Annotated in this window: 26 protein-coding genes; 10 read left to right on the forward strand and 16 right to left on the reverse strand. The window is 68.7% G+C overall.

Annotation, left to right across the window (positions count from 1 at the left end; all coding sequences use genetic code 11):
• Positions 1 to 24: 24 nt before the first annotated feature.
• Positions 25 to 552 (forward strand): hypothetical protein, encoded by a 528-nt coding sequence (locus EPN98_RS05770; protein WP_293361426.1) that lies wholly within the window; start codon positions 25 to 27, stop codon positions 550 to 552.
• Positions 553 to 779: 227 nt separating this feature from the next.
• On the opposite strand, the gene EPN98_RS05775 is transcribed toward EPN98_RS05770, so the two are convergent.
• From EPN98_RS05775 to EPN98_RS05795, 5 genes are all read right to left on the reverse strand, one after another.
• Positions 780 to 1820 (reverse strand): sulfate/molybdate ABC transporter ATP-binding protein, encoded by a 1041-nt coding sequence (locus EPN98_RS05775; protein ID WP_293361498.1) that lies wholly within the window; start codon positions 1818 to 1820, stop codon positions 780 to 782.
• Positions 1821 to 1827: 7 nt separating this feature from the next.
• On the reverse strand, positions 1828 to 2664 hold the full coding sequence (cysW, locus tag EPN98_RS05780) for a sulfate ABC transporter permease subunit CysW (RefSeq protein WP_293361428.1): 837 nt from the start codon (positions 2662 to 2664) through the stop codon (positions 1828 to 1830).
• Entirely contained in the window at positions 2661 to 3527 is an 867-nt protein-coding gene (gene cysT / locus EPN98_RS05785; RefSeq protein ID WP_293361430.1) for a sulfate ABC transporter permease subunit CysT, read from the reverse strand. Before cysT ends, cysW begins: the two co-directional genes overlap by 4 nt.
• Before the next feature lie 5 nt (positions 3528 to 3532).
• Positions 3533 to 4567 carry a sulfate ABC transporter substrate-binding protein gene (locus EPN98_RS05790; protein WP_293361432.1) on the reverse strand — a complete coding sequence of 345 codons (1035 nt, stop codon included), beginning with the start codon at positions 4565 to 4567 and terminating at the stop codon, positions 3533 to 3535.
• A gap of 169 nt (positions 4568 to 4736) precedes the next feature.
• Complete coding sequence (locus EPN98_RS05795; protein WP_293361434.1) at positions 4737 to 5291, reverse strand: hypothetical protein; 555 nt, start codon at positions 5289 to 5291, stop codon at positions 4737 to 4739.
• Between the two features lie 123 nt (positions 5292 to 5414).
• Between EPN98_RS05795 and EPN98_RS05800 the strand changes: the two genes are divergently transcribed.
• Positions 5415 to 5594, forward strand: coding sequence for a YegP family protein (locus tag EPN98_RS05800; RefSeq protein ID WP_293361436.1), 180 nt, complete (start codon positions 5415 to 5417; stop codon positions 5592 to 5594).
• 21 nt (positions 5595 to 5615) lie between these two features.
• Here EPN98_RS05800 and arfB read toward each other — a convergent pair whose 3' ends face one another.
• Positions 5616 to 6044, reverse strand: coding sequence for an alternative ribosome rescue aminoacyl-tRNA hydrolase ArfB (gene arfB / locus EPN98_RS05805; RefSeq protein ID WP_293361500.1), 429 nt, complete (start codon positions 6042 to 6044; stop codon positions 5616 to 5618).
• A 253-nt stretch (positions 6045 to 6297) separates the two neighbouring features.
• Here arfB and EPN98_RS05810 point away from each other — a divergent pair, with 253 nt between their 5' ends.
• The 3 genes from EPN98_RS05810 to EPN98_RS05820 all read left to right on the forward strand — a co-directional run bounded on the left by EPN98_RS05810 (position 6298) and on the right by EPN98_RS05820 (position 8995).
• Entirely contained in the window at positions 6298 to 6813 is a 516-nt protein-coding gene (locus EPN98_RS05810; protein WP_293361438.1) for a GNAT family N-acetyltransferase, read from the forward strand.
• 105 nt (positions 6814 to 6918) lie between these two features.
• On the forward strand, positions 6919 to 7938 hold the full coding sequence (gene ilvC, locus EPN98_RS05815) for a ketol-acid reductoisomerase (protein WP_293361440.1): 1020 nt from the start codon (positions 6919 to 6921) through the stop codon (positions 7936 to 7938).
• A 190-nt stretch (positions 7939 to 8128) separates the two neighbouring features.
• On the forward strand, positions 8129 to 8995 hold the full coding sequence (locus EPN98_RS05820; protein ID WP_293361442.1) for a DUF2189 domain-containing protein: 867 nt from the start codon (positions 8129 to 8131) through the stop codon (positions 8993 to 8995).
• A gap of 3 nt (positions 8996 to 8998) precedes the next feature.
• Here the strand turns inward: EPN98_RS05820 and EPN98_RS05825 are convergent, their stop codons facing one another.
• Both EPN98_RS05825 and rsgA read right to left on the reverse strand, forming a co-directional pair.
• On the reverse strand, positions 8999 to 10630 hold the full coding sequence (locus EPN98_RS05825) for an NAD(P)/FAD-dependent oxidoreductase (RefSeq protein ID WP_293361444.1): 1632 nt from the start codon (positions 10628 to 10630) through the stop codon (positions 8999 to 9001).
• 37 nt (positions 10631 to 10667) lie between these two features.
• Entirely contained in the window at positions 10668 to 11738 is a 1071-nt protein-coding gene (gene rsgA / locus EPN98_RS05830) for a ribosome small subunit-dependent GTPase A (RefSeq protein ID WP_293361446.1), read from the reverse strand.
• A 228-nt stretch (positions 11739 to 11966) separates the two neighbouring features.
• On the opposite strand from rsgA, the gene EPN98_RS05835 reads away from it, so the two are divergent.
• Both EPN98_RS05835 and EPN98_RS05840 read left to right on the forward strand, forming a co-directional pair.
• Positions 11967 to 12272, forward strand: coding sequence for a GNAT family N-acetyltransferase (locus tag EPN98_RS05835; protein ID WP_293361448.1), 306 nt, complete (start codon positions 11967 to 11969; stop codon positions 12270 to 12272).
• Positions 12273 to 12274: 2 nt separating this feature from the next.
• The gene (locus EPN98_RS05840) at positions 12275 to 12649 is read left to right on the forward strand and encodes an iron chaperone (RefSeq protein ID WP_293361450.1); all 375 of its coding nucleotides are present in this window, start codon (positions 12275 to 12277) and stop codon (positions 12647 to 12649) included.
• On the opposite strand, the gene EPN98_RS05845 is transcribed toward EPN98_RS05840, so the two are convergent.
• A complete protein-coding gene (locus EPN98_RS05845; RefSeq protein WP_293361452.1) occupies positions 12646 to 13386 on the reverse strand; it encodes a methyltransferase in 741 nt (246 codons plus the stop codon). The genes EPN98_RS05840 and EPN98_RS05845 overlap by 4 nt on opposite strands.
• Positions 13387 to 13559: 173 nt before the next feature.
• On the opposite strand from EPN98_RS05845, the gene EPN98_RS05850 reads away from it, so the two are divergent.
• A complete protein-coding gene (locus EPN98_RS05850) occupies positions 13560 to 14528 on the forward strand; it encodes a polyprenyl synthetase family protein (RefSeq protein ID WP_293361503.1) in 969 nt (322 codons plus the stop codon).
• Positions 14529 to 14534: 6 nt separating this feature from the next.
• On the opposite strand, the gene EPN98_RS05855 is transcribed toward EPN98_RS05850, so the two are convergent.
• The 3 genes from EPN98_RS05855 to fumC are packed head-to-tail and all read right to left on the reverse strand — an operon-like array spanning position 14535 to position 16630.
• Positions 14535 to 14783: a hypothetical protein gene (locus EPN98_RS05855; protein ID WP_293361454.1), complete on the reverse strand. Its 249-nt coding sequence runs from the start codon at positions 14781 to 14783 to the stop codon at positions 14535 to 14537.
• A gap of 30 nt (positions 14784 to 14813) precedes the next feature.
• Positions 14814 to 15239, reverse strand: a complete 426-nt coding sequence (locus EPN98_RS05860; protein WP_293361456.1) for a GNAT family N-acetyltransferase — start codon at positions 15237 to 15239, stop codon at positions 14814 to 14816.
• Positions 15239 to 16630, reverse strand: a complete 1392-nt coding sequence (fumC, locus tag EPN98_RS05865; RefSeq protein ID WP_293361458.1) for a class II fumarate hydratase — start codon at positions 16628 to 16630, stop codon at positions 15239 to 15241. The genes EPN98_RS05860 and fumC overlap by 1 nt, the downstream gene beginning before the upstream one ends.
• Before the next feature lie 84 nt (positions 16631 to 16714).
• On the opposite strand from fumC, the gene EPN98_RS05870 reads away from it, so the two are divergent.
• Entirely contained in the window at positions 16715 to 17071 is a 357-nt protein-coding gene (locus tag EPN98_RS05870) for a RusA family crossover junction endodeoxyribonuclease (protein WP_293361460.1), read from the forward strand.
• Positions 17072 to 17143: 72 nt separating this feature from the next.
• Here the strand turns inward: EPN98_RS05870 and EPN98_RS05875 are convergent, their stop codons facing one another.
• The 4 genes from EPN98_RS05875 to EPN98_RS05890 all read right to left on the reverse strand — a co-directional run bounded on the left by EPN98_RS05875 (position 17144) and on the right by EPN98_RS05890 (position 21266).
• A complete protein-coding gene (locus EPN98_RS05875) occupies positions 17144 to 17431 on the reverse strand; it encodes a DUF1153 domain-containing protein (protein ID WP_293361462.1) in 288 nt (95 codons plus the stop codon).
• Between the two features lie 168 nt (positions 17432 to 17599).
• The gene (locus tag EPN98_RS05880) at positions 17600 to 18985 is read right to left on the reverse strand and encodes a flagellar hook protein FlgE (RefSeq protein ID WP_293361464.1); all 1386 of its coding nucleotides are present in this window, start codon (positions 18983 to 18985) and stop codon (positions 17600 to 17602) included.
• A gap of 56 nt (positions 18986 to 19041) precedes the next feature.
• Positions 19042 to 19791: a flagellar hook assembly protein FlgD gene (locus EPN98_RS05885; RefSeq protein WP_293361466.1), complete on the reverse strand. Its 750-nt coding sequence runs from the start codon at positions 19789 to 19791 to the stop codon at positions 19042 to 19044.
• 2 nt (positions 19792 to 19793) lie between these two features.
• A complete protein-coding gene (locus EPN98_RS05890) occupies positions 19794 to 21266 on the reverse strand; it encodes a flagellar hook-length control protein FliK (protein ID WP_293361468.1) in 1473 nt (490 codons plus the stop codon).
• 447 nt (positions 21267 to 21713) lie between these two features.
• Between EPN98_RS05890 and flgK the strand changes: the two genes are divergently transcribed.
• Positions 21714 to 23810: a flagellar hook-associated protein FlgK gene (gene flgK / locus EPN98_RS05895; protein WP_293361470.1), complete on the forward strand. Its 2097-nt coding sequence runs from the start codon at positions 21714 to 21716 to the stop codon at positions 23808 to 23810.
• Positions 23811 to 23815 lie beyond the last annotated feature (5 nt).

Genomic DNA, 23815 nt, shown 5'->3' on the forward strand with positions numbered 1-23815 from the left:
GACAAACATGTTCTTGGTTTGTTCATGTCGCACGAGGCGGACACCACGGCCGAACAGGCCCTCCTCATGGAGCTCGCCCACCTCGGCATGGGTATGGCCCGCAAGGTGCATGAGGCGGCGCTGGCCACCACCGCCAGCGAGACCGACAAGCTCCTCGCCCTTGTCACCGCCTACCAGCATATGAGCCGCGGCGTGCGCCAGTCCCTGGCGCTCCGCGCCCGCTTCGCCGCCGGAACCGCCGCTCCGGCCCTGCGTCCCGAGGCCGACCGCTCCGCCCGATCCGCCGACGATGACGAGCGCGGCGAGAGCGACGACTCCGGTGAACGTCCCGACTGGAACGAACGTCCCGACTGGCGCATGCGCCTCGAACGGGGCGAGACCCTCCATGCCGACGACGACGTCAACCGCGCCCGTATCGCCCGGGACCTTACCGTCGTGTCCCGCACCCCGGCGCTTGCCGCCATCCCGGCCCTCCAGGCTCCAGCCGCCACGCTGGCCGGCCGCGCCGCCCTCCTCACCGGCGCCTCGCTGCGGCTCGTCAACACCTCCTAGGTGTCAGCCCGGTTTCGCCGAAGGCGAAGACCGGGACCCAACCGGCCGGTGCTCCACGTTTCGAACCTTCCCCTCCCGGATGGAGCCATCCTCCAGCCGCGGAGCACGCGCGCGTTGGGTCCCGGTCTTGGGCTTTCGCCCAAACCGCGATGACACCCGTTGGGGGGCTCGCTAGCTTCCTCTCTCACGCCCCGGCCATCGCGCCCGGGAGAGGCGCGCGCAAGGCGCTACCCCGCCGCGTAGACCTGCGGCCGCGTCGGCCGCACGCGGACCGACAGCCCGGGGCTGACGCCCGGGGGCAGGGTGGGGCCGTGGCCGATGAGCTCGACCGGCTGGCCTTCGATCCGGCAGTCGATGCGCACGTCCGGGCCGCGCTGAGCCACGGCTTTCACGTCAGCCGACAGCCCCGCGCCGTCGGCCGGGGCGAAGGTCACCTCGTCGGGACGGAAGAAGACCTCGACCGCGCCCTGCGGCGCGCCGGCCGGCGCCTCGGAGTCCCAGTCGGCGATCCGCAGTCGGCCGCCTTCGACCACGCCCGGCATGCGGCAGGCCTGGCCCAGGAAGTCGAACACGAACGGCGTCGCCGGATGCTCGTAGACCTCGTTGGGCGAGCCCAGCTGGATCAGCTGGCCGTCCTTCAGGATCGCGACGCGGTCGGCCAGGTCGAGAGCTTCTTCCTGGTCGTGGGTGACGAAGACGGTGGTGACGCCGGCGCGGTCATGCAGTTCCCGCAGCCAGCGGCGCAGCTCTCTGCGGACCTGGGCGTCGAGGGCGCCGAACGGCTCGTCCAGCAGCAGCATCCGGGGCTCGATCGCCAGCGCCCGCGCCAGCGCCACGCGCTGCCGCTGGCCGCCCGACAGCTGCGAGGGGTAGCGCTTGCCCAGGTCTTCCAGCTGAACCAGCTGCAGCAGCTTGTGGACCCGGTCGGCGATCTCGGACTTGGACGGCTTCTCGGACCGCTTCCGGACCGTCAGCCCGAACGCGATGTTCTGGGCCACGGTCATGTGCCGGAAGAGGGCGTAGTGCTGGAACACCATGCCCACCTTGCGATGCCGCACGGGCAGGGAGAGGAAGTCCTCGCCCCCGAAACGCACCTCGCCGGCGTCGGGCGTCTCCAGCCCGGCCAGCACGCGCAGGAGGGTGGTCTTGCCCGAGCCCGACGGCCCCAGCAGCGCCAGGAATTCCTTGTCCCGCGCCTGGAGCGACACGTCCTTCAGGGCGGGAAAGCGGCCATAGGCCTTGGAGACGCCTTTGATCTCCAGGGCCAGGTTGGCGCTAGTGTCGTCGGCTCGCTGAAAGTTCACCGGAATGACGCCATTCGAGGACCGACTTGAGGACGAGGGTGACGAGGCCGAGGCCTGCCAGGATGGAGGCCGCCGCGAAAGCGCCGACGAATTCGTAGTCATTGTAGAGCACCTCGACGTGGAGCGGCAAAGTGGTGGTAAGGCCACGGACGCTGCCGGAGACGACAGAGACCGCGCCGAACTCGCCCATGGCGCGCGCGTTGCAGAGCAGGACGCCGTACAGCAGCGCCCACTTGATGTTGGGCAGGGTGACCCGCCAGAAGGTCGTGAAGCCGCCGGCGCCCAGGGTCAGCGCGGCCGCTTCCTCGTCGGCCCCCTGGTCCTGCATCAGCGGAATGAGCTCGCGGGCCACGAAGGGCAGGGTGACCAGCACAGTGGCCAGCACGAGGCCCGAGGTCGCGAAGATGATCTTGATGTTGTGGTCCTGCAGCCAGGGCCCGAACCAGCCCTGAGCTCCGAACAGCAGCACCCAGACCAGGCCCGAAACGACCGGCGACATCGAGAACGGCAGGTCGATGAAGGTGACCAGCAGGCTCTTGCCCTTGAACTCGAAGCGGGCGATCGCCCAGGCCGCCGCGACTCCGAAGATGGCGTTCAGCGGCACGGAGATGGCTGCAACCGTCAGCGTCAGCCGGATCGCCGCCAGGGCGTCGGGATGGGTGAGCGGCTCGATGTAGGCGGCCAGGCCCTGTGACAGGGCGCTCGCGAACACGACGCCCAGCGGGAGCACGATCAGCACGCCCAGGATGGTCAGGGTCAGCACCAGGAAAAGGGGCGCGAGGCCCGGCAGGCGGATCGTCGGGTTCATCGGCGGCCTCTCCCGGCCAGGAAGAGCTGCAAACCGTTCACGGCCAGCAGGGCGCCGAACGAAATGGCCAGCATGGCCAGGCCCACCACCGCGGCCCCGGCGTAGTCGTACTGCTCCAGCCGGATGACGATCAGCAGCGGCGCGATCTCGGACTTCAGCGGCATGTTGCCGGCGATGAAGATCACGCTGCCGTACTCGCCGACCGCGCGGGCGAACGCCAGGCTGAAGCCTGAGATGAGCGCCGGGGCCACCGCCGGCATGACGACGTGCGAAAAGCGCTGAAGGGTGGTCGCGCCCAAGGTGGTGGCGGCTTCCTCGACCTCGATGTCGAGGTCCTGCAGCACGGGCTGCACTGTGCGCACCACGAAGGGCAGGCCGATGAACAGGAGCGCGATGTAGACCCCGATAGGGCTGTAGGCGGCCTTGATACCCAGCTTGGCCAGCGGTTCACCCAAGAGGCCGGTCGGGGCGTAGATCGCCGTCAGCGCGATGCCGGCGACGGCCGTGGGCAGCGCGAAGGGCAGGTCCACGAAGGCGTCGACGATGCGCCGGCCCGGAAACTCGTAGCGGGTCAGGGTCCAGGCCACGAGCAGACCCAGGGGCACGTTGGTCAGCGCCGCCAGTAGCGCCGCGCCGAACGAGAGGCGCAGGGCCGCCAGCACCCGAGGTTCGGTCAGCGACTCCCAGACGCCGGCGAGGCCCAGCTCCCAGGGCCGGATGACCAGCGCCGTAAGCGGCAGCACGACGATCAGGCCCAGCCATGTGAGCGTCCAGCCCATGGCCAGGGGGAAGCCCGGGAGGATGCTGGGCTGGACCCACGCGGTGCGGGGCTTGGGCGCCGAAGCCAGGGTGGCCGCCGTCATCGGGGCTAGCGCTTGTAGATGCGGTCGAAGACACCGCCGTCGGCGAAGTGGACGGCCTGCGCCTTCGTCCAGCCGCCGAACTGGCGATCGATCGTCACCATCGGAATGTCTTTGAACTTGCTGCGGTACTTGGCCAGCGCGGCAGGGTTGCGCGGCCGGAAGTGGTGCTTGCCGATCAGGTCCTGGGCGCGCGGGCTGTAGAGGAAGCGCAGGTATTGCTCGGCCGCCGGCTTCGTCCTGTGGCGCTCGGCGTTCTTGTCGATGACCGCGACGGTCGGCTCGGCCAGGATCGAGAGGCTGGGGTAGACGATCTCGAACTTGCCCGGGCCGAACTCCTCGAGACTGAGGTAGGCCTCGTTCTCCCAGGCCAGCAGCACGTCGCCGATGCCGCGCTCGGCGAACGTGGTGGTCGAGCCCCGGGCGCCCGTGTCCAGCACCGGCACCTGGGCGAACAGCTTGGACAGGTAGGCCTCGGCCGAGGCGGGCGTTCCGCCCTTCTGCTTCAGCGCCCAGGCGTAGGCGGCCAGGTAGTTCCAGCGCGCGCCGCCCGAGGTCTTGGGGTTTGGCGTGATCACCTCGACGCCCGGCCGGATCAGGTCGCCCCAGTCTCTGATCGCCTTGGGATTGCCTTTGCGGACCAGGAACACGATCGTCGAGACGTAGGGAGCCGAGTTGTTGGGCAGGCGGCTCTGCCAGTTGGCGGGCAGCAGCTTGGCGCGGGTGGCGATTTCGTCGATGTCGCCCCCGAGCGCCAGGGTGACCACATCGGCCTGCAGGCCGTCGATCACCGCCCGGGCCTGCTTGCCCGAGCCGCCGTGGCTCTGCTGGATGTTGAGGATCTGGCCGCTCTTGGTGTTGGCCTTCCACCAGGCGGCGAAGGCCGTGTTGATGTCCTTGTAGAGCTCGCGCGTCGGGTCGTAGCTGACGTTCAGCAGATTGACTGTGCCAGGCTGGGCCAGAGCGGCGACAGGCGAGGACGCCGCGCCGGCGGCGAGGCCGGTGGCGATCAGGCGACGGCGGTTCACAGCGGCTGCAGTCATGTCAGGCATCCCGAGATCAGGGCCGGTTACGCCAAGTGGGGCGCACCGGGCCGATGACGGGCGTCACGGTCCCGCGAGATCTCGATAGTTGTCTTTTTATCCCATCGAGTAACTAGGAATAAATTTCAGGCGGCGTCAGTTTTTCTGAAGGCCTGGAAGGCGCGCGGTTCTAGAGGACGGCGGGCGTCGTGCGGCCGCCGCGCACGACCACGCGCTTCATCAGCGCGACGGTGGCGCCGCCTGCGGGGCCGACGGGGCGGGCGATGGTGATGGCGTACCAGGCGCCGTCCGGCAGGCCGCCGAAGGCGAACTGGTCGGCGTCGTCGCAGGTGGTGCGCTTCACATAGGGGCCGGCGTCGCCGGCGGGCGCGCTGGGCGTGCGGCGGCGAACCTCGTCGGCGGGGAGGGCGGCCCGCTCAGTGGAGCCATACAGCGCGGTCATGCGGCGGGCCGACCATGCGGTCTCGGGCGTCAGCACCACGGCCGAGCCGGCGCAGGTGTAGCGCGTGGGGCCCTGCCTGTAGGCGACCTTGCCCGCGATGACGTTGGCGCCCGACCGCTGCGACCACGCGAAGTCGCCGGCGTTGAACTGGGCGTTGCCGCTCGCCGGCGGCTGAGGTGGGCTGCCGCCGGGCGGCGGCGGGCCCAGCGTCGGGGCGCAGGCGGTGGCGGTGAGGGCGGAAAGCGTGGCCGCAAGGGCGAGCGAGCGTCGGGGGGCGAGCATGGGCGCACCTTATAGGCGAATGCGGCCAAACCTTGAAAGCAGGACAGTGTATGTCGGCTTGACCACATCCGCCGGGCCGGCCCCAATGGGCCCGTTCGGGGACAAATCACCAGGGAGGCCCGCGTGGCCCACAAGTTCGAAATCTACAAGGACAAGGCCGGGGAATTCCGCGTCCGGTTCAAATACAACAGCGAAGTGATGTTCTCGACCGAGGGCTACGCGTCCAAGGCGGGCGCCAAGAGCGCCATCGAGAGCATCAAGAAAAACGCGCCCGGCGCGGAAATCGACGACACGACCGATTGATGGTTGGGCCCTGGCGGCGGCCTAATCGTCGCCGCTGGGACGCCCGCGCATCGCCTTCACCCCTGACCGCTTGGTCTTGCCCTCCAGCCGGCGCAGCTTCGAGGCGTAGGTAGGCCGGGTCTTCTTGCGCGGCGGCGGCGGCGGTTCGGCCGCCTTGCGGATCAGGTCCAGCAGACGTTCCAGCGCCTCCTGACGGTTCATCTCCTGCGACCGCCGTGACTGGGCCACCAGCACGATCACGCCCTCCAGGGTGAGCCGGCTGCCCGCCAGTTTCTCCAGCCGCCCCTGCACATAGGGCGTCAGGCTCTGCGACCCGCGGACGTCGAAGCGCAGCTCGATCGCCGTCGAAACCTTGTTCACATGCTGCCCGCCCGGCCCCGAGGCGCGAACGGCGCGAATCTGCACCTCGTCGTCGGCGAGGGTGATGGCGGGGGTGACCTCGATCGGCATCGCCGCCGCATGCCACAGTTCGGCCCGCGCGGCGATCACGGCTTTACCGTAGCGGCGTGGTCGCGCTATCCAACCGCCATGCGCGCCTTCGCCATGCAGCTCGTAAATCTTCTTCCGACCGCCTCCGGTGGGCCGGTGAGGGATGTTGCGCGCTAGCAGACGAAGCCAGAGCACAGACCGAACACCAGCCCCGCCGGGATCCGGACGGGGCTTTTTTCTGGCCCTCGTCCGTCCCGCTCCTGAGGAGAGACAGATGGACCCGCCGATCCCCGAGGCCCCGGACATATGCATTCGCGCGGCAGAACCCGCGGACATGCGTCTGGTGGCGGACGTCATGAACCAGCCGCGCGCCGTCTGGGGCACCCTCCAGACCCCGTTCACGCCCGCGGCGATGCGGGAGGCGCGTTTCGACGCGACCGATCAGAACAACCGGCTGCTGGTCGCGGAGGTCGGCGAGCGCGTCATAGGCATGATCGGGCTGCACCGCGAGCCGTGGCACCGGCGCAGCCACGTCGCCCACCTTGGGATGGCGGTCCATGACGCCCACGCCGGCCACGGAGTCGGAACGGCCCTGCTGGCCGCTGTCGTCGACCTCGCCGAGCGCTGGTGGAACATCAAGCGCCTGGAGCTGAACGTCTATGCCGACAACGCGCGCGCGGTGGAGCTCTACGAGCGCTTCGGCTTCCAGCGCGAGGGCCTGCATCGCGCCTACGCCTGGCGTGACGGGGCCTATGTGGACTCGCTCAGCATGGCGAGGCTGTCGCTGTGACGCCGCTTCCCTTGACCTTTGCGCAAAAAACCGCTTCACACCCCCGGCTTCGCCGCACGGCCGTTGCGCCTGCAGGCGAACATTCTTTGTCCTAGGAGAACAATCATGCGCGTCTACTACGACCGCGACGCCGACATTTCCCGCATCCTGGACAAGAAGATCGCCATCGTAGGCTACGGCTCGCAAGGCCGCGCCCACGCGCTGAACCTTCACGACTCGGGCGCCAAGAACGTCGCCGTGGCGCTGAAGCCCGGTTCGGCCACCGCCAAGAAGGTGGAAGCCGACGGCCTGAAGGTGATGAGCGTCGCCGACGCCGCCAAGTGGGCCGACGTGCTCATGGTGCTGGCCCCTGACGAGCTGCAGCGCGGGATCTACAACGCCGAGATCGCCCCCAACATCCGCGACGGCGCGGCCCTGCTGTTCGCCCACGGCCTGAACGTGCACTTCAACCTGATCGAGCCGGCTGCCGGCATCGACGTGCTGATGGTCGCCCCCAAGGGCCCCGGCCACACCGTGCGTGGCGAGTACCAGAAAGGCGGCGGCGTGCCCTGCCTGATCGCCGTCCACCAGGACGCCACCGGCGGCGCCATGGATCTGGGCCTGGCCTACGCCTCGGCCATCGGCGGCGGCCGCTCGGGCATCATCGAGACCAACTTCCGCGAGGAATGCGAGACCGACCTGTTCGGCGAGCAGGCTGTGCTCTGCGGCGGCCTGGTGGAACTGATCCGCGCGGGCTTCGAGACCCTGGTCGAGGCCGGCTACGCGCCGGAGATGGCCTACTTCGAGTGCCTGCACGAGGTGAAGCTGATCGTGGACCTGATCTACGAAGGCGGCATCGCCAACATGAACTACTCGATCTCCAACACCGCGGAGTACGGTGAGTACGTGACGGGGCCGCGCATCGTCACCGCCGACACCAAGGCCGAGATGAAGCGCGTGCTGGAGGACATCCAGTCGGGCCGCTTCGTGCGCGACTTCATGGCCGAGAACGCCATCGGCGCGCCGTCCTTCAAGGCCACCCGTCGCCGCGGCGCCGAGCACCAGATCGAGGAAGTCGGCCAGCGCCTGCGCGCCATGATGCCCTGGATCACCAAGAACAAGCTGGTGGACACCGCGCGGAACTAGTCTCCCGCCGATCCCTGCAGAATCGTGGCGGCCCGGGACGTGAGTCCCGGGCCGCTTTCGTTGTTGGCGCACGGTGGCCGCGTTTCGTGCTATCCTGGGCCCGTTGGGTTGTGGTCCGCGTTGCGCGACGAGCCCGTACGGCCCCGTGCAGTGACGGCCCAACCCTGAGCAAGGGTGCGGGAGGACTGCGATGGCCCAACCTAATCACATTGAGAACCCGTTCGAGTATGCGGCTGAAAAGCTCGCCTGGGGGGTGCGCGATTTCTCGCGCTTCCTGATCCCCCACCCAGAGCGCCACGCGGGACAGGCGGCGCCCGTGGTGCGGAAGGTCGGGATCGCCGATCTGCGCGACGCGCTGAAGGCGGGCGTCGATGACATGGGCGCGTTGCGCGACGACGTGCTGTTCATCGGGCTGATCTATCCGATCGCGGGCGTCGTGCTGGCGGCCGTGGCGTTCAACGCCAACCTGTTGATGATGCTGTTCCCGCTGGCTTCGGGCTTCGCGATCCTGGGGCCCGTGGCCGCCACCGGCCTCTACGAGATGAGCCGCCGGCGTGAGCAGGGCGAGGACGTCGGCTGGCTGGACGCCATGCGGGTGTTCGGTTCGTCGGCCATCGGTTCGATCCTTGGCGTGGGCGTGGTGCTGTTGGCGATCTTCGGTGTCTGGATGGCCATCGCCTACCAGATCGGTGTGACGACCCTGGGCGCCGACACGCCGCCCACCCTGCGGGTTTTCCTCGAGAACGTGTTCCGCTCGGAGGCGAGCCCAATGCTGATCGGCGGCGGCGTGGCGGTAGGCTTTGTCTTTGCGGCGCTGGCGTTCGCGATCAGCGTGGTGTCCGTGCCGCTACTGCTGGACCGCGACGTCGGTCTTTGGACGGCGATCAAGACCTCGCTCAAGGCGGTGCAAGCCAATTTCGCGACCATGGTGATCTGGGCCGCCATCATCGCCGGCGCCCTGGTGCTGGGGTCGATCCCTGCGCTGGTGGGCTTGATCGTGGTGGTGCCGATCCTGGGGCACGCCAGCTGGCATCTTTACCGCAAGATGGTCGCCTGATCCTCAGACCGGGACGGCGGCGTCCACGATCGCTCGGGCCACGGCTTCGCCCACCTTAATGCCGTCGACCCCCGCCGAGAGGATGCCGCCCGCATAGCCCGCGCCTTCGCCGGCCGGGAACAGCCCGCGGACGTTCAGGCTCTGGAAGTCGGGCCCGCGGGTCATGCGGATCGGCGATGACGTGCGGGTCTCGACCCCGGTCAGCACGGCCTCGGGATCGTCGTAGCGCGGGATCTTGCGGCCGAAGACCGGCAAGGCCTCGCGCATCGCCGTGATCACATACTCCGGCATGACGGCGGCCAGGTCGGTCGGCCGCACGCCGGGGCGATAGCTGGGGACCACGTTTCCCAGCGCGGTCGAGGCGCGGCCGGCCAGGAAGTCGCCCACCAGCTGGCCGGGCGCTTCGTAGTTCCCGCCGCCGGCCACGAACGCCAGGCTCTCCAGCTCGCGCTGCAGGTCGATGCCCGCCAGGGGGTGGTCGCCGGGGTAGTCCGCCGGCGTGATCCCCACCACGAAGCCCGAGTTGGCGTTCCGCTCGTTGCGGGAATACTGGCTCATGCCGTTGGTGACGACGCGGCCCGGTTCGGACGCGGCCGCCACAACGGTCCCGCCGGGGCACATGCAGAAGCTGTAGACGGTCCGGCCGTTGGCGCAGTGATGCGAGAGCGAGTAGGCCGCGGCGCCCAGGTCGGGGTGGCCGGCGCAAGGGCCGAACAGCGCCTTGTCGATCCAGGACTGCGGGTGCTCGATCCGGAAGCCGATCGAGAACGGCTTGGCCTCGACGTGGACGCCCCTCTCGTAGAGCGCCTGGAACGTGTCGCGTGACGAATGGCCGACGGCGAAGACCACGTGGTCAGCCTCGAGGAACTCGCCGGTGTGCAGGTGCAGGCCGCGCAGGCGCTGGGCGCCGTCGGGCGCGCGCTCCAGCTCGACATCGGTGACACGGGTCTGGAAGCGGTACTCCCCGCCCAGCGCCTCGATCTTGGCCCGCAGGCTCTCGACCATGGTCACCAGCCGGAAGGTGCCGATATGGGGGTGCGCCTCGGTCAGGATCTCAGGCGGGGCGCCGGCCTGGACGAACTCGGTCAGCACTTTTCGCCCCAGGTGCCGCGGATCCTTGATCTGGCTGTACAGCTTGCCGTCCGAGAAGGTGCCGGCCCCGCCCTCGCCGAACTGGACATTGGACTCCGGGTTCAGCTCGCCCCGCCGCCAGAGGCCCCAGGTGTCCTTGGTCCGCTCGCGCACCACCTTGCCGCGGTCGAGGATGATGGGATTGAACCCCGCCTCGGCCAGGATCAGCCCCGCGAACAGCCCGCACGGCCCGGCGCCGACCACCACCGGCCGCAGGCGCTGGGCGGCCGGCGCGCGGACGGGGGGCTTGTACGAGGTGTCCGGCGTCGGCCGCAGGTGCGGGTCGCCGGCCAGCCGCTGCAGCACCGCCGCCTCGTCGGCGAGGTCGACGTCGACGATGTAGACCTTGAGGATCGCCGCCTTCTTGCGCGCGTCATGCGCCCGCTTCCATATCGACCAGCCTTTGAGGTCGTCCGGCCGCACACCCAGCCGCGCGACGATCGCCGCCGGCAGGGCGTCGGGCGCGTGGTCCAGGGGCAGCTTGAGCTCAGAGATCCGCAACATCGCGGCCTAAGTAGCGATTTCGCCGCCCCCGCGCACGCTAGTCCTCCGGCCCCCGCCGCTTCTGCTTCATCCAGGCCCGCGCCGCCTTGTGCCGCGAGGCCCAAAGCTTCTTGTTCTCCTGGGCTGCACGCGGGTCTTCGCGCCGGCGCTCGTGGGCGAGCTCGCCCTGCAGCTTCTCGTAGGCGCGCAGCCGCGCTTCGGGCAGCACACCGCTCTCGACGGCCGCCCGGATTGCGCAGCCCGGCTCCTTGGCGTGACTGCAGTCGCTGAAGCGGCACTGGCTGGCCAGCGCCTCCACGTCCTCGAACACCGTGGCGACCCCGGCGTCGGCCTCCCACAGGCCGAGTTCCCGCATGCCCGGCGTGTCGAGGATCAATCCGCCGGACGGCAGAAGAACCAGTTCCCGGTGGGTAGTGGTGTGGCGGCCCCGCTCGTCGGCCTCCCGGATGGCGCCCGTATCCATCCGTTCCTCGCCGGCCAGGGCGTTCAGCAGCGTCGACTTGCCGGCCCCGGACGAACCCAGCAGCACGGCCGTGCGCCCGGGCGGCAGGTGGGCGGCGATGCCGTCGAGCCCCACGCCCGTCTTCGACGACACCGTCAGCACGGGCGCGCCCGATGCGATGGTCTCCACCTCGGCGACGGCGGCGGCGATATCCTCCATGAGATCGGCCTTGGTCAGCACGATCACCGGGGCGGCCCCGCTCTCGAACGCCGTGGCCAGGTAACGCTCGAGCCGGCGCAGGTTGAGGTCGGAGTTCAGCGACGCGACCAGGAACGCTGTATCGACATTGGCCGCGATCACCTGCGCCCCGCCCCGCACCGAGCGGCGGATGAAGGCGGTCTTCCTGGGCAGGACGGCGTGGACGAGGGCGGTGGTCTCGCCGGGCCGGGCCTCGACGGCGACCCAGTCGCCCGCGGTCGGACGCTCCTCGTCCGAGGCGGACTTCAAGAAGGTGCCAGAGGCGCGGGCTTCGATCTCGCCATCCTCGGTGATCAAGCGATAGCCGCCGCGCTGCTGCACGACGAGCCGGCCGGGGATCAGCCCCCGGTCGGCGTAGGTTTGGAATTGGTCCTGGAGCTCGGGGCTCCAGCCGTATTGGATCAACAATGGAGATGTCCTTGGGTCAGCATGCCGTTGGGGCGTCGACGCCAGGGCATCCCCAGTCCCGGGGATGATGCGCTGCTAGGCAGCGGACGGCGCGACGCAGCGAAGGGCTGCGTGGGCAATGGGCGACATCACGAACCTCTCCTTTGCTGCAGGTTGCGCCGAATGCGGCGGACCTTGGCGACCGGCCTCGGGTCCGTCAAGAAGACGTTTGAGAGAAGGAGCAAGCGCATGGTCGACGTCCAGGTGACCGACAACACCCAGGCCCATCGCTTCGAGGTGAACCTCGACGGTCACACCGCCTTCGCCGAATATCGCCTGAAGCCCGGGCGCATCGTGCTGCCTCACACGGTGGTGCCACCGGAGTTCGAAGGCAAAGGCGTCGCCAGCGCGCTGGCGAAACACGCGTTCGGCTATGCCCGCGCCAACGGCCTGAAGGTCATCCCGACCTGTCCGTTCATGTCGGCCTGGGTGAAGAAGCATCCCGAGCAGCACGACATCGTCGATGACAGCTGCAAGGCGGAGTTGGGGATCTAGCGATGGTCCAGTCCAAGGCCGCCACCGTCGACGACTGGTTCGCCGAGGTCGATCTCAAGCGCGAGGCCGTGCTCCGCGCGGTGCGCAACTGCGCCCTCAAGCACTTCGGCGCGCCGGCCGAGCGGATGAGCTATGGCATGCCGGCCTACGTCCGCTCCGACGACGAGGCGCCGGTCTTCGCCTTCAACAGCCAGAAGCAGCACATCTCGCTGTACGTGAGCCCGCGCGTTCACCCGCTCTACGAGGAAGAGCTCAGAGGCCTGGACGCCGGCAAGAGCTGCATCCGCTTCCGCCGGCCCGAACAGGTGAACCTGGATCTGCTCGACCGCATGCTGGCCGACAGCGCGAGGCTGTCGAGCGTGGGCAATGGCGGCTAGCCCCAGGGCAGGGCGGCCTCGCCGCGAAGGATCGCTTCCACCTCGGGGCGGTGCTTTTCGCCGCCGCGGTCGTGCAGCACCAGGGGCGGCAGCAACTTCAGCGGCGCCTTGCCGGTCTTGACGGCGCGGACGATGACGCGCTTGGCGGGCTCGTCGGCAAACGGGTGGATGGGCCGGATCTGCACCGAGCCTGACTTGTCGCCCAGCAGGGCCAGGATGTCGGCCAGGCGATCGGCGCGGTGGATCAGGGTGATCGTCCCGCCCTCGCGGACCGCCTTCGACAGGAAGCCGATCCAGGCGGCCAGCCCGTCGTCGGCCATCCAGGCGGCGCGCCGCTCGGGTGCGGGGCCGCGCAGGGCGCCGGCGTCGTCGAAGAACGGCGGATTGCTGAAGGCGGCGTCGAAGGGCTCAAGCCCCAGGCCCGAAAACCGCACGGCCACGTCGCCCTCCGCCGCCTCGACCCGGTCGCCCAGCCCGTTCAGCGCGATGTTCTCCCGCGCCAGCCTCAGGGCGGCAGGATCGCGTTCGACGCCGGTGAAGCGTGTTTCGGGGCGCCGGACAGCCGCAGCCAGCAGCGCCCCGCCGGCGCCGCAGCCGGCCTCCAGAACCCGCTCGCCGGCCTTCGCGTCGCAGGCCGCGGCCAGGAGCGCCGCGTCAAGTCCGGCTCGATAGCCGCGGGCCGGCTGGCGCAGCGTAACGCGACCGTCCAGCAGGCGGTCTTCGGTCGTTGCATCCATCCGGCGTGACCTTGATGTAGAAGGGATTGAGCGTGTTCGGCTGCGGTCGCTTGACCGTGCCCTATCGCGTCACCATTGTCCCGGCAAACGGCGAATGGCGGGGCCCATGCGCCGACATGAGAGTTAGGAACTGAGACTTGGAAGCCGCCCCGGCCGTCGCCGCACCGCCCTCCCTGGACCTGCTGCTGAAGCTGGCGGGTCCCGACATGCGCGCCGTCGACGCTCTCATCCGCGAGCATATGGACAGCCCCGTGCCGGTGATCCCGGCCCTGGCCGACCACCTGATCGCGGGCTCCGCCAAGCGACTGCGGCCCTTGCTGACCATCGCCGCGGCGCGCCTGTGCGGCGCACGCGACGACGCCTGCCTGAAGCTGGCGGCCGCCGTGGAGTTCATCCACACGGCCACGCTGCTGCACGACGACGTGGTGGATTCGTCCGAGCTGCGACGCGGTCGGGTGGCCGCCCACCTGATCTGGGGCGCCCCCGCCAGCGTGCTGGTCGGCGATTTCCTGTTCGCGCGTTCGTTCGAGCTGATGGTCGGCGCCGGCTCGATGGCGGCGCTGGAGGTTCTGGCGCGCGCCAGCCGCGTGATCTCCGAGGGCGAGGTATTGCAGCTCACCCGGAGCCACGACCTGGACCTGACGCAAGAGGTCTACATCGAGATCATCAAGGCCAAGACCGCCGAGCTGTTCGCCGCGGCCGCCGAGGCCGGCGCCATTTCGGCCGGCGCGCCGCCCGAGCGCTGCCGGGCGCTGCGCAAGTTCGGCCAGGACCTGGGCCTGGCGTTCCAGCTGATCGACGACGCCCTGGACTACTCGGGCGACGCCGACACCCTGGGCAAGAACCCCGGCGACGACTTCCGGGAAGGCAAGGTCACCCTGCCGCTGCTGCTGGCCATGCGCCGCACCAGCGCCTCGGAGCGCGACTTCTGGGTCCGCACGGTCGATCGCCGCGAGCAGGAGCCCGCCGACCTCGATCACGCCCGCGAGCTGATGCGCGAGACCGGCGCCCTGGACGAGACCCTGGCCCTGGCCGTGCGCTACGCCGAAAGCGCCAAAGCGGCGCTGGCCGACTACGGCTCCAACAGCTGGCGCCCCGCCCTGCAAGACCTCGCCGACTTCGCGGTCATGCGCCGGGCCTGAGGTCGCTCAGGCTTCGCTGAACGGGTGCGGCAGCGGGCCGGAGCGGAACAGGATCACCGGGTTCTCGTCGTAGTCGCCCATCTCGGTGTCGGCGGTGGCGGAGAATGCCACGACCGCAGGACGCAGCGGCCCCAGCCGCTCGGCCTTGCGGCGCGCCTCCTCGGCGGTCTTGCAGCCCACCTGCTGCTCAGCCTTCAGCGACTTGCCTCGCCCGGCTTTGTAGGACTGCACGATGTAGACGGTTTCCTTGGCCATGGACCTTCACGCGCCGCTTCGGAGCCGGGGTCAATGGGCGACGAACTGATGGCTCCAGGGCAGGTCGGTGACCCGCTCGAAACCCACCGCGGTCCAGAACGCCGGCGCCAGCGTATCGCGGGCGTTGATCGTGACGAGCGAGACGCTGTCCAGCGCCTCCTGCAGCAGCGCGTTCACGAGCGTGCGGCCCACGCCCGATCGCCGGGCGGCCGGATCGACGTAGAGGCGACGAACCCGCATCGCAGCCTGGTCCTGGGGCTCGGGTTCCGGGGTCAGTCCGCCGATCGCGGCCAGGCGATCATCCTGCATTGCCCCCAGCAGGCACACGAAGGCGTCGCGATCCTGCGCCCACTCGGCTGCAAGTCGCGCGAGCGCACGGAAACCCTCAGCGTCGGCGGCCGCGCGCAGTCTGCCGAAGTCCTCTGGAAGGTCGTCCTGGATCCGGACGAGTTGCATCAGCCCGGGCTGATCATCTTCTCGGGCCGCACCCACTCGTCGAACTCCTCGTTCGTGAGATAGCCGCCGCCGACGGCTTCCTCGCGCAGCGTCGTGCCGTTCTTGTGGGCCGCCTTGGCGATCTTGGCGCAGTTGTCGTAGCCCAGCTTGCCGTTCAGGGCCGTCACCAGCATCAGCGACCGCTCGAGGTTGGCCTTGATGTTGTCCTCACGGGCCTCGGTGCCGGCGACCATGTTGTCGGTGAAGCTGATCGCGCCGTCGGCCAGCAGGCGGCACGACTGCAGGAAATTGTAGGCCATCACCGGGTTGAAGACGTTCAGCTCGAAGTGGCCCTGGCTGCCGGCGAACGCCATGGCCGTCTGATTGCCCATGATGTGGGCGCAGACCATCGTCAGCGCCTCGGCCTGGGTGGGGTTGACCTTGCCGGGCATGATCGAGGAGCCGGGTTCGTTCTCGGGCAGCGCAAGTTCGCCGAGGCCGGCGCGCGGGCCCGAACCCAGGAAGCGCAGGTCGTTCGCTATCTTGAACAGTGCGCCGGCCGCCGCGGTCAGGGCGCCGTGGCTGAAGACCATGGCGTCGTGCGCCGCCAGGGCCTCGAACTTGTTGGGCGCGGTCACGAACGGCAGCTTGGTGATGTCTGCGATCTTCTTGGCGACCAGTTCAGCGAAACCGACCGGCGCGTTCAGGCCGGTACCGACCGCCGTGCCGCCCTGGGCCAGTTCGTAGAGGCCGTACAAAGTCTCCTTGATCCGGCGCTCCGACATCGCGACCTGGTGGGCATAGCCGCCGAACTCCTGGCCCAGGGTCAGGGGCGTGGCGTCCTGGGTATGGGTGCGGCCGATCTTGATGATGTGGTCGAACTGGGCCGACTTCGCCTTCAGCGCGGCGTGCAGATGCGCCATGGCCGGGAGCACGGAGCGGGCGACTTCCTCGGCGGCGGCGATGTGCATGGCCGTCGGGTAGGTGTCGTTCGACGACTGGCTCATGTTGACGTGGTCGTTGGGGTGGACCGGCTTCTTCGAGCCCATCACGCCGCCCATCATCTCGATAGCGCGGTTCGAGATCACCTCGTTGGCGTTCATGTTGGATTGGGTGCCCGAGCCCGTCTGCCAGACCACCAGCGGGAAGTGGTCGTCCAGCTTGCCGTCGATCACCTCCTGGGCGGCCGCGACGATGACCTTGCAGATCTCGGGATCGAGCTTGCCCAGTTCCATGTTCGCCTCGGCGGCCGCGCGCTTGACGATGCCGAGCGCCCGGATCACGGGCTTGGGCTGCTTTTCCCAGCCGATCTTGAAGTTGCCGAGCGAGCGCTGGGTCTGGGCGCCCCAGTAGACGTCGGATGCGACCTCGATGGGGCCGAAGGTGTCGGTCTCGGTGCGGGTCGCGGTCATGGAAGTCCCCCTCGTTGCGGCGGCTCCACCGTTTACCCCGTGGCTGGGAGACTGCAAGCCGCCGGACCGCTAAGAGGTCATTCGATGAGCGAGACCTGGACCCAGCACGGCAAGGTGCGCGCCCGCGAAGCGGACGGCCTGCTCGAGATCGCCGTGGACGGGCTGACCACCCAGGCCAAGTACTACAAGCCCCTGATCTACGAGTTCTTCCGCAAGGCGTGGCGGGGCAGCCGGCCGGCCTGGGGCGAGTACGCCGTCGAGATCGGGATGGAGTATGTGGGCGAACCGCCCTGGCTCGACCTCGACAACCTGGCCAAGGCCCTGCTCGACGCGATCAAGGGTTACGCTTTCCACGACGACGCCCAGGTGGCGCGTCTGCTGGTCGAGCGCCGGCCGGGCGAGCGCGAACGGATCACGATCCTGGTGCGGAAGCTGTCCTGACAAACGAAACCGGCCGCGCCCAGGGTGCGGGGCGCGGCCGGCTTGTTGATCCAGACCCGTTCGGGGAAGGGTCTAGCGGTACTGTTGCAGTCGGGTCGTACGCAGGCCCGCCATGCCATGGCGTTCGATCGAGCGCTGCCAGGAGAGGAACTCGTCGTTGGTCAACGAGTAGCGCTCCAGCGCTTCTTCGAGGGAAATCAGGCCCCCGCGGACCGCCGCGACGACCTCGGCCTTGCGCCGAATGACCCACCGGCCCGTGTTGGGCGGCGGCAGATCGTTCTTCGTCAGCGGCGCGCCGGTCGGGCCGATGACGTACGCTTCGCCGCGGCTGTTCGTGCGCGTCTGTTGCTGTTGAAGCATGGGCTTTCTACCGCCTCACCATCACTGATTGAGCGTCAACATAGCCCGGGGCTCCTAACAGCCGCTGAATCGCCTTAGTAAAGAAACGCCTAACCAAGCGATCCTCCGTGTACCATTTTAATACAGTAGAGTTCATCCAGAGGTTTCGCTGCTGGTTAACGCCTAGTATTAGCGCTTAATGTTTATAAGCTCTTCCAGCATCTGATCGGCGGTGGTGATGATCTTCGAAGAAGCGGAATAAGCTTTCTGGGTCTGGATTAGTCCCGTGAACTCTGCCGACAAGTCGACGGTCGACGCTTCGAGGCTGGAGGGCGAGATCTTGCCTGCCCCGCCCACGCCCGCTTCCTTCACGGTCATCTCGCCGGCCGCCAGGGTTGGGCGGTAGGCGTTGCCGCTCACCTGCGCCAGGCCGTCGGCGTTGGGGAAGGTGGCGACGCCCACCTTGGCGACTTCCCGGATCTGGCTGTTGTCGTAGATCGCCGAGACGATACCGTTCTCGCCCACCTCGATGGCGACGATGTTGCCGACGCCCGCGCCGTTGTTCGTGATCGCGTTGACGGTCGAGGTCTTGGCGTACTGGGTGACCTTGGTGAGGTCGAGATCGATCGTTTGGGCGCCGATGCCGAGGGAGTCGGCGAAGTTCGGCTGGGCGCCGCCCGAGGCGTTCAGCACGATCTGCGGCGTGGCGCCGGCCGCGCCGAACAGCGTTGTGTTCGTAAGGTCGATCGAGCCGTCGTTGTTGAACATCACCTGGCCACGGGCCAGCTGGCCCGGGCGGCCGGCGACGTCGTAGTCGCTGGCGGGGATGCCGTAGATTTCCGCATGCCACACGTTGCCGGTGGCGGCGTTGTCCTTCAGGAACGACACCGCGATCTTGCGTGAGCCACCCTGGGAATCCGTGACGTTCATCTCGATCACGAAGTCGGGCCGGGTGCCGGTCGTCGGGTCGTCGGCGTAGTCGGACATCGAGGCCACGGTGTTGTTCACGTACGCAGCTTCACCGGCCGAGACGACGCCCGCGGCGTTCAGGTTGGCGCTGATTCCGATCTTGCTGGTGGGCGCCACGGCCGCGCCCAGGTTCTTGACGTTGATGGAGTTCATCAGCGTCAGGTCCGAGGGATTCACGTTGTAGGAACCGTCGGTCTGAACGGGCCAGCCCTGCAGGTAGAGGCCGGAGTCGTTCACGAGATAGCCGTCGGCATCGACGCTGAACGAGCCCTGGCGGGTGAAGGATCGCGCGTCCGAGGCTGTCAGACCGGCCCCGCGCTCGGCCACCACGAAGAAGCCGTCGCCCGAGATGGCGAGGTCGGTCGCCGAGCCCGAGGACTGGATCAGGCCCTGCTGGCTGACGAACTGGCGGGTGATGCCCTGGACGCCGCCCGCCGAGTATTTGCCCTTCACCGCCTGGGAGGTGACGACGTTGGCGAAATTCACCTGGTTGCGCTTGTAGGCGACGGTGTTGACGTTCGCGATGTTGTCAGAGATCGCCGCCAGGGCCGATGAGTTGGCGACCAACCCAGAGACGCCAGAGAGCAGGGCAGAGTTGATGCTCATGATGCTTTTCCGTTCTTTTCCTTAAGCGGTTCCGCGTCCTGCGGAGGTTCGGCCGGTCAGGCCGCCGCTGGGGTCGACGTTTCTTCGTCGTCCGAGTTGTTGGTGGCGGAGTTGTTGTTCGAGGCCGTTGTGGCCCCGCCCGGCTCCGATGTGGGGGCTTGGCGGATCAGGGTGATCTTTTCCCAGGGGATCTGGGCGCCGTTGATGGTGACGACGGTCTTGCCGTCGACTTGCTGAACGCCGGTCACGATACCCTGGGCGATGATGCCGGTGGGGACTGTCGCGCCTCCGCTGTCCTTGGCGGTGACACGCAGGCTGTAGACGCCATCCGGCGCGCTGGAGCCGTTGGCCGTCTTGCCGTTCCATTTGAAGGTGTGTTCGCCGGCCGTGTTGTCGGTCGGCGCGAGCGTCTGGACGACCCGGCCCTTGGAATCGAGAACCTCGACCTTCACGTCCGTGGCGGCGCGATCCAGCTTGTAGACCCACTCGGCCTTGCCGCCCGAGAGCGCGGCCTGGTCGGAGTCTGCGCGCACTTCCTTGCCGATCAGGCTGACCGCGGTGGAGATGCCCGAGCCGGTATTGGCCACCAGCTTCTCGAGAAGGTCGTTGGTCAGCAACTGCTGCTCGACGCCCGTCATCTGGACCAGCTGCTGGGTGAACTGCGTCGAGTCCATCGGCGCCAGCGGGTCCTGGTTCTTCAGCTGCGTGGTGAGCAGCGACAGGAACGTGTCGAAGTTCTCTGCGAGCCGGGCGCGGCCGGTGCCTGAGGCCGCGGCGGCGTTCGAGGAGGAGACAGCATCGACCATGGTCAGATCCTCAGATCCAGGCCGGCATTGACGCCCCGTCGCAGGCGCAGCGCGCCCTGCGCGGCGCTGTCAGCGTCGCCTGCGGTTTCAAGTGCGGCGCGGAAGGCCTGGCCGCGGAAAGTGCGGCCGTTGTCCGACTGGTCCTGCCAGGCCTGGCCCTGCTGACGGCCATGGTCGGCGACGTTGAACGAGAGCCCGCCAGAGAGGTCGAAGCCGGCCTGCTCCAACATCCGTTGCAGCTCGCTGGCGCGCGCCTTGAGCTCCTGCGCAGACTGGGCGTTGTCGAACATCATGGCGGCTGACAGCTGGCCCTGCGCGCCGATCTCGATGCGCACATCGACCCGGCCCATCCCTTGTGGGTTAAGCTCGAGGTCGAACCGTGAGGACTGGCCCTCCAGCTTCTTGACGATCTGGGCGGCGAGGTTGGCGACGGTCTCAGGTGAGCCGCGGACCGCGTGGGCGGCGTGGGCGGCCGGCGCGGCGGCCTGCGTTGCGGCTTTGGCGTCGGCGGCCGGGGTGGCGTCGGGACTCTCGGCGGCGACCTCGGTCTCGGGTTCCATGGCGTCGGCCGGCTTGCCGTCGTCGGCGGCAGCGGGCGCCTTGGCCGCCGCGTCGACGGCCTTGGCGTGCACAGGCTTGTCGGCGGCTTCGAGGGGCTTCAGGTCCGATCGGCCTTCAGACTCGGCTCCGCCCTTGCGCTCGGCGCGCGAAGACCGCGGCGACGCGACCGGGGCCTCCGGCCGGACGGCTCCCTTGGCGGCGGCCGGGATCTCGGAATGGACAGCGGGGGTCGCCAACGCAGCGGTGTCTTCGGCGCCGGCGGGGGGCGGCGGGGGTGCGGCGTCGACCTGCGGCGCCGCTTCGACCGCGGCCGGCATGTTGGCGGTGACCGGTGTGGGCAGCGGCGACGCCGAACGCGGCGTCGGCGAAGGCGTTGCGGCGGGCCCGCGCGTCACAGCGGCGTCGGCGATCTCGCCCACGGGCGGCGGGACATCGTCCGCGGCTTCCGGAGCAAGTTCGGACTTGCCGGCGAGATCGGCGTTCGGATTGGCGTTCTGGATCGCTGGTTGGGCGGGCGTGCCCTTGATCTTGTCGCGGCCCCATGCCGGCGCCGTGTGTTCGGCTCGCGGCTGGGCGCTGGTAATCTGAGGCGGCGGGGTGGCGGCCGACTGCTGTGCGGCCAAAGCGGCGACCAGGGTTGTAGCGGCTTCCATGTCGCTCGCCCCGGCGGCGGTCGCCTCCGAGGGATCCTCCGAGGCTGAATCCTCGTCCGCGTTGTCCGACAGACCCGGGATGATCGGTTGCGCGACCGGGGCGGGGGCGTCCGTCGCAGCCGGGGGGGTGGCCGTCGCAGGCGGCTGTGCGTTGCCGGGGAACAGCGCCGCCAGCAAGGCCTCGAAGCCTGCTGCGGCGCCGGGCGTGGCGTTGGCGGCGCCTGCGCCTGTTGCGCCGGGGGCGCCGGCGGCAGACGTCATGGAGGCGGAATTGAGCGCGGACGCGTTCATGAGGCCTTGGGAAGCGACGCTTCGATGTGAGGAGCGGCGCGTCCTGCGCCTGACATTCGACAGGGACTGAGCAACGACCGCGCCAGTTTGGCAGTTTGTTGAATTAGAAGGATTATTTCTCGTCTCGTCCCATGCCCGTTCGCGGCTCGGGGAGGAATTTGCCGGGCCGCTGGCGACCGCATGGGGCATTCCCTGCCGGTCTGCGGACCTGGTCGGTCGCATCCTTTCGGCGCCGTTTGGCATGCCCATTCAGAAACTGGCGCCGCTCTTGCGCTCTATTTCACGAACCCATCGGGTCCAGAGAAGGACCATGCTGAAAAGATTGAATAAATTCCGGCCTGACGCGTGCGCGTTCACCAATGCCCCGGCAGAATCCGCCGGGTCATGCGTCAGCCTTTGCCGGGCGGAGCCTGATCCATGTCGCTGAGCGCCACTCTCCGCACCGCCTCTTCCGGCCTCCAGGCCGCGCAGGCGTCGCTGCGCACGGTCTCGGACAACATCTCCAATGTGAACACGCCCGGTTACGTGCGGAAGGCGGTCGATCAGGAGTCGCTGGTCGTCAACGGCGCCGGCATGGGCGTGAAGATCGGCGGCATCCGGCGCGTCACCGATCAGTACCTGCAGCTGGCCTCGCTGACCGCGGCGTCCGACGCCAAGCGCTGGGACGCGGTGGCGCAGTACCTGGACAACGCCCAGAGCCTGTTCGGCAATCCGGGCAACGACGGATTCTTCTTCACTCGCCTGGACAAGATCTTCGCCGGCTTCTCGACGGTGGCGGATGACCCCTCCTCGACGCTGCTGCGCGGCCAGGCGCTGTCGAACGTCCAGGACTTCCTCACCGAAGCCGACCGCATCAACAGCCAGATCGTTTCGCTGGGCGACACCGTCGAGACCCGCATCACCGCGGGCATCGACCGCGCCAATCACCTGCTTGAGCAGATCTCGATCCTCAACGCCGACATCAAGCGCGCGAGCCTTGTGGGCGCAGACGCCTCGGGCTCGGAGAACATCCAGAGCCAGCTGTTGGACGAGCTGTCCGGCCTGATGAATATCAGGATCGCGGGCCGCAACGGCGGCGGTGTCGATGTGCGCTCGGTCGAGGGCGTGCTGCTCGCCGGCGACCAGCCGGCAAAGCTGAACTACGTCTCGACCGACTCCACGCCCGGCTACATCACCGCTCTTCCCGCCAACAGCACCTTGGAACAGCCGATCGAGCTGACCAGCGGCGAGCTGAAAGGCCTGACCGAGCTGCGCGACGTCGAGCTGCCCAAGATCTACGAGCAGCTGGGCGAGTTCGTTTCCAAGGCCGTCGACCAACTGAACGCCGCGCACAATGACGCAGCGGCCTACCCGCCGCCGGCCACGATGGCCGGCCGCAACACCGGGCTCGACCTCACGACCGCCGTCACAGGCTTCACCGGCACTTCTACGATCGCCATCGTCAACGCCGCGGGGGTGATGCAGCGTTCGATCGCCGTGGACTTCACGGCGGGCACGATGTCGGTCAACGGCGGCGCCGCGACGGCCTTCACCCCGGCGACGTTCCTGGCCGACCTGAACACCGCGCTGACCGGCTTCGGCAACGCCACCTTCTCCGGCGGCGCTCTGACCCTGAACGCCACCGGCGGCAACGGGCTGGCCATCGACGAGGGCACGTCGAACAAGGCCGGCCGCGCCTTCTCGCACTTCTTCGGCCTGAACGACCTGATCAAGACCACGGGCCAGACCAACTACGCCACCGGCCTCACGGCGGCGAGCCCGCACGGCTTCACCCCCGGCGACCAGATCTCGCTTCGGCTGTCGTATCCCGACGGCCGCCCGATCCGGGATGTGAACGTCACCGTCCCGGCGGCGGCCAACATGAGCGATCTGCTCAATTCGCTGAACAACAACGCGACCGGCGTGGGCCTCTACGGCGCATTCAGCCTCGACAGCAACGGCGTGCTGACGTTCGCCGGCTCCGCGCCACTGGACGCCAAACTCTCGGTCGTCACCGACAACACCGAGCGGGGCGCGGGCGGCCCGTCGATCAGCCAGTTCTTCGGCCTGGGCGTTCAGGCGCGGTCTTCGCGGGCCAGCCGCTTTGCGATCAACCCGACCCTGCAGTCCGACCCCACGAAGCTGGCGATGGGCAAGCTCGACACGGCGGCGGCCATTGGCCAGGTCGCGGTCCGGCCGGGCGACGGGAAGGGCGCTCTCGCCATCGCCGGGGCGGGCGAGACCTCGACGCTGTTCCAGGCCGCCGGCTCGCTGGGCCAAGTGACCATGTCGCTCAGCCGTTACGCCTCGGAGTTCGGCGGCACGGTCGGCCGCGTCGCCGCCGCCGCCGAAACCCGCAAGGAAAGCGCCGAGGGCGTCGCCCGCGAGGCCACCAATCGGCGCCAGTCCGTCGAGGGCGTGAACCTCGACGAGGAGCTGGTGAACCTCACCACCTATCAACAAGCGTTCAACGCTTCCGCCCGCATGATCCAGGCCGCCAGCGACCTCTTCGAGGTCCTGGTGAACATGGTCTGAGGAGT

Source organism: Phenylobacterium sp., assembly GCF_004299445.1.
Lineage (GTDB): Bacteria > Pseudomonadota > Alphaproteobacteria > Caulobacterales > Caulobacteraceae > Phenylobacterium.

What these genes read in the sequence shown, in the direction of transcription:
- EPN98_RS05770 (WP_293361426.1), top strand. Translation starts at nt 25, where the DNA reads ATGTCGCACGAGGCGGACACCACGGCCGAACAGGCCCTCCTCATGGAG.
- cysW (WP_293361428.1), bottom strand. Translation starts at nt 2,664, where the DNA reads ATGAACCCGACGATCCGCCTGCCGGGCCTCGCGCCCCTTTTCCTGGTG.
- cysT (WP_293361430.1), bottom strand. Translation starts at nt 3,527, where the DNA reads ATGACGGCGGCCACCCTGGCTTCGGCGCCCAAGCCCCGCACCGCGTGG.
- EPN98_RS05790 (WP_293361432.1), bottom strand. Translation starts at nt 4,567, where the DNA reads ATGACTGCAGCCGCTGTGAACCGCCGTCGCCTGATCGCCACCGGCCTC.
- EPN98_RS05795 (WP_293361434.1), bottom strand. Translation starts at nt 5,291, where the DNA reads ATGCTCGCCCCCCGACGCTCGCTCGCCCTTGCGGCCACGCTTTCCGCC.
- arfB (WP_293361500.1), bottom strand. Translation starts at nt 6,044, where the DNA reads ATGCCGATCGAGGTCACCCCCGCCATCACCCTCGCCGACGACGAGGTG.
- EPN98_RS05810 (WP_293361438.1), top strand. Translation starts at nt 6,298, where the DNA reads ATGGACCCGCCGATCCCCGAGGCCCCGGACATATGCATTCGCGCGGCA.
- ilvC (WP_293361440.1), top strand. Translation starts at nt 6,919, where the DNA reads ATGCGCGTCTACTACGACCGCGACGCCGACATTTCCCGCATCCTGGAC.
- EPN98_RS05820 (WP_293361442.1), top strand. Translation starts at nt 8,129, where the DNA reads ATGGCCCAACCTAATCACATTGAGAACCCGTTCGAGTATGCGGCTGAA.
- EPN98_RS05825 (WP_293361444.1), bottom strand. Translation starts at nt 10,630, where the DNA reads ATGTTGCGGATCTCTGAGCTCAAGCTGCCCCTGGACCACGCGCCCGAC.
- EPN98_RS05835 (WP_293361448.1), top strand. Translation starts at nt 11,967, where the DNA reads ATGGTCGACGTCCAGGTGACCGACAACACCCAGGCCCATCGCTTCGAG.
- EPN98_RS05840 (WP_293361450.1), top strand. Translation starts at nt 12,275, where the DNA reads ATGGTCCAGTCCAAGGCCGCCACCGTCGACGACTGGTTCGCCGAGGTC.
- EPN98_RS05845 (WP_293361452.1), bottom strand. Translation starts at nt 13,386, where the DNA reads ATGGATGCAACGACCGAAGACCGCCTGCTGGACGGTCGCGTTACGCTG.
- EPN98_RS05855 (WP_293361454.1), bottom strand. Translation starts at nt 14,783, where the DNA reads ATGGCCAAGGAAACCGTCTACATCGTGCAGTCCTACAAAGCCGGGCGA.
- EPN98_RS05860 (WP_293361456.1), bottom strand. Translation starts at nt 15,239, where the DNA reads ATGCAACTCGTCCGGATCCAGGACGACCTTCCAGAGGACTTCGGCAGA.
- fumC (WP_293361458.1), bottom strand. Translation starts at nt 16,630, where the DNA reads ATGACCGCGACCCGCACCGAGACCGACACCTTCGGCCCCATCGAGGTC.
- EPN98_RS05870 (WP_293361460.1), top strand. Translation starts at nt 16,715, where the DNA reads ATGAGCGAGACCTGGACCCAGCACGGCAAGGTGCGCGCCCGCGAAGCG.
- EPN98_RS05875 (WP_293361462.1), bottom strand. Translation starts at nt 17,431, where the DNA reads ATGCTTCAACAGCAACAGACGCGCACGAACAGCCGCGGCGAAGCGTAC.
- EPN98_RS05880 (WP_293361464.1), bottom strand. Translation starts at nt 18,985, where the DNA reads ATGAGCATCAACTCTGCCCTGCTCTCTGGCGTCTCTGGGTTGGTCGCC.
- EPN98_RS05885 (WP_293361466.1), bottom strand. Translation starts at nt 19,791, where the DNA reads ATGGTCGATGCTGTCTCCTCCTCGAACGCCGCCGCGGCCTCAGGCACC.
- EPN98_RS05890 (WP_293361468.1), bottom strand. Translation starts at nt 21,266, where the DNA reads ATGACGTCTGCCGCCGGCGCCCCCGGCGCAACAGGCGCAGGCGCCGCC.
- flgK (WP_293361470.1), top strand. Translation starts at nt 21,714, where the DNA reads ATGTCGCTGAGCGCCACTCTCCGCACCGCCTCTTCCGGCCTCCAGGCC.